Source organism: Variovorax sp. Varisp85 (assembly GCF_047304045.1).
GTDB lineage: Bacteria > Pseudomonadota > Gammaproteobacteria > Burkholderiales > Burkholderiaceae_C > Variovorax.
Genome location: NZ_JBGLYN010000132.1, coordinates 1 through 3052 on the forward strand (window position 1 = coordinate 1; position 3052 = coordinate 3052).

Consider the following 3052-nt stretch of genomic DNA (forward strand, 5'->3'; position numbering starts at 1 on the left):
GCACCGGGTGGCTCCCGCAGCGAAATAAAGGAGGAGCCGAAGGCGGGGGACATTCGCGGAGGGAGCCACCCGGTGCCCTTCGCACACACCCCGAAAGAAAGCCCCCCGAATTCAGGAAGGTGGCGAAGACGGCGGCACACGACGCCGCCGCCGCATCAAGTACTCCACGAGTTCGAACAGGCCCTCGCTCAGCAACGCCAGCGCAGCCGCCGGCAATGCGCCCGCAACGAGCAGTTCGCGGTCGTTGAGCGCCAGCCCCGTCACGATGCGCTCGCCGAAGCCGCCCGCACCGATGAAGGCCGCGATGGTCGCCGTGCCGATGGCGATCGAGGTCGCGGTGCGCACGCCCGCCAGCAGCGTGGGCAGTGCCAGCGGCAGCAGCACCAGCCGAAGGCTCTGCGGCGGCGTCATGCCGAGTGCGGTGCCGGCCATCCGCAGGCCGTTGGGCACCTCGGCCAGGCCCGTCACCGTGTTGCGCATGATCGGCAGCAGCGAATAGAGCGTCAGCGCGATCAGCGCGGGCAGCGCGCCGATGGCGCCCAGCATCGAGATCAGCACGGCCAGCAGCGCCAGCGACGGCACTGTCTGCAGCAGGCTCGCGAAACCCAGCACCACCGCGCGCAGCCGCACATGCGCAAACACCAGGATCGCCAGCGGCACGCCGATGAGAATCGCGACGCCGACCGACACCGCCACCAACAGCAGATGCTGCCGCGCGAGCTTCCACAGGTCCGGCCCGAACAGCTTGGCCATGAAGCCGCGCCGCGCTTCCTGCGGCTGCGCCTTCGCGCCCTTGCCCGTGCTCGCGAGGAAGTCGCGCGCGATGGTGTCGAAGGGCACGCTCTGCAGCTCGGCCCGCGCATTCATCGCGATCATCGCGCGCTCGTCGACGCGGCCTTCGAGCGTCTTCAACGCGGCCCAGGCCAGCGGCAGCCGCGTGGGCAGGTCGAGCTTGTAGAGCACCACCGCGTCGTAGCGCGGAAAGTATTTCCTGTCGTCTTCCAGCACGCGCAGGCCGAGGTGGTCGATCTTGGCGTCGGTGGTGTAGATGTCGATCACGTCGATCTGCTTCGCGGCCACCGCGTCGTAGGCCAACCCGTGGTCGAGCCCGGTGGGCATCTGCGTGAAGCCGTAGCGCCCGGCCAGGCCCTTCCAGCCGTCCGCGCGGCCGATGAATTCGTTCGACAGGCCGAACTTCAGCTCGGGGTGCTTCGCCAGGTCGCTCAGCGTGCGCAGGCCCAGCCGCTCGGCGTCGGTGGCGCGCACCGCGAGCGCATAGCCGTCGTTGAAGCCCAGCGGAATGGCCACGCCCAGGCCCATCGGCGCGAGCGCCGCGTTCAAGGCCTCGCGCGTGTCCGCCGGCGAGCCCTTGAGGATTTCGAGCGCGATGGTGCCGGTGTATTCGGCGTACAGGTCGATGGCGCCCGAGCGCAGCGCCTCGTACACGATGGCCGTGTTGCCCAGGCCTTGCCGCACGACGGGCGGCGAGACGGTGTACGGTGCGGCCGTCTGCGCCAGCAGTTCGGCCAGGATGTACGACTCGGTGAAGCGCTTGGAGCCCACGCGCAGCGTCTCGTCCGCGGCTCGTGCGGGGGCGGGCGCGACGGCAAGCCATGCGAGGGCGTACAGCAGGGCGGCGCGCCAGAAACAGCGGGGCAGATGCATCCGGGTCAGTGTATAGACATCGTTCCGTTTGGCGCACCCGCCGCTCTCCTACACGCCGTGGTGCGCGGTGCCGATGGGGCGGGCCGCTGATCGGGCCCACAGTCGGTTGCCATGAAGACCCGCTCCACGAAGAACGAACACCCCGGCCCCGACGTCCACGGCCTGCGCGAGCTGCCGGGCGTGCAGGTCGACGGCTACAGCCTGCAGCTGCGCGACAAGGACGGTTTCGTCGGCGACCAGGCCAGCCAGACGGCCTTTCGCGACCTGCTCGAACGCTGGCGCAAGCGCCGCCGCAGGAAGGGAAAGGACCCGCTGGGCGGCTTGCATTCGCGCGACCTCGGCAAGGGGGAACTCGACCGCGCGCTGCAGGGAGGAAAGGCGTCCGAGGCCTCCGATGTGATGCATGGCGCCATCGAGGAGTTCGCGCAGGAGCTGGCCCTGGTGATCCAGCGCTTCATGCGCCAGCCCTCGTGGCGGAAGGTGCAGCGCATCGTGGTCGGCGGCGGCTTTCCCGAGAGCGACGTGGGCGAGCGCGCCATCCTGCAGACTGGGGCCATCCTCGAGGAGATGGGCCTGCACGTGCAGATCGGCCGCCTCTCGCACGACGTGGACGACGGCGGACTGATCGGCTGGGCGCACCTTGTGCCGCGCGCCATGCTGAAGAAGCACGACGCGATCCTCGCGGTGGACATCGGCGGCACCAACGTGCGCTGCGGCATCGTGAAGACACGCCACCGCAAGGCGCGCGACTTCTCGCTCGCGAAGGTGGTGCGGCGCGAGAAGTGGCGCCATGCGGACGAAGGGCCCGACCGCGGCGGCATGGTCGAGCACATCGCCGACATGCTGGAAGACATGGTGCGCTACAGCGAGCGCAGGAAGATCCGGCTCGCGCCCTTCGTCGGCATTGGTTGCCCGGGCCTGATTCGGCCGGACGGTTTCATCGCGCGCGGCGCGCAGAACCTGCCCGGCGACTGGGACAGCCACGCCTTCCACCTGCCGAGCCAGCTGTGGCAGCGCATGCCGATGCTGGGCTCGGGCCCGACGCTGGTGCTGATGCACAACGACGCGGTGGTGCAGGGCCTGAGCGAACTGCCCTTCATGCGCGACGTGCGGCACTGGGGCGTGCTGACCATCGGCACGGGGCTGGGCAACGCGAGCTTTACCAACAGGGCTTGAATCAGAGGTCTTCGGGTCGCAGGCCTTCGACGCGCATGCTGGCCGACGCCACGGCCTCGCCGCCCAGTGCCTTGTAGACGGCCACCAGCCCGACCGCGAGCCGGCTGGCGCTCTGCGCCTGGTCGCGGGCCGCCCGCGCCCCCGGGGCGGGCCGCGGCGGGGCCGGGGCCCCGCGGGCGGGGGCGCCCCGGGGGACGGCCCCCGCCCCCCC

At 70.6% G+C, this 3052-nt stretch carries 3 protein-coding genes; 1 reads left to right on the top strand and 2 read right to left on the bottom strand.

Going from position 1 to position 3052, the window contains the following annotated elements:
* Positions 1-111: 111 nt before the first annotated feature.
* A complete protein-coding gene (locus ACCC97_RS28645) occupies positions 112-1665 on the bottom strand; it encodes a glycine betaine ABC transporter substrate-binding protein (RefSeq protein WP_413336338.1) in 1554 nt (517 codons plus the stop codon).
* 111 nt (positions 1666-1776) lie between these two features.
* Here ACCC97_RS28645 and ACCC97_RS28650 point away from each other — a divergent pair, with 111 nt between their 5' ends.
* A complete protein-coding gene (locus ACCC97_RS28650) occupies positions 1777-2841 on the top strand; it encodes an ROK family protein (protein WP_413336340.1) in 1065 nt (354 codons plus the stop codon).
* A gap of 1 nt (position 2842) precedes the next feature.
* Here the strand turns inward: ACCC97_RS28650 and ACCC97_RS28655 are convergent.
* Positions 2843-3052, bottom strand: a 210-nt coding sequence (locus tag ACCC97_RS28655) for a hypothetical protein (protein WP_413336342.1), incomplete at its 5' end; no start/stop codon positions are given.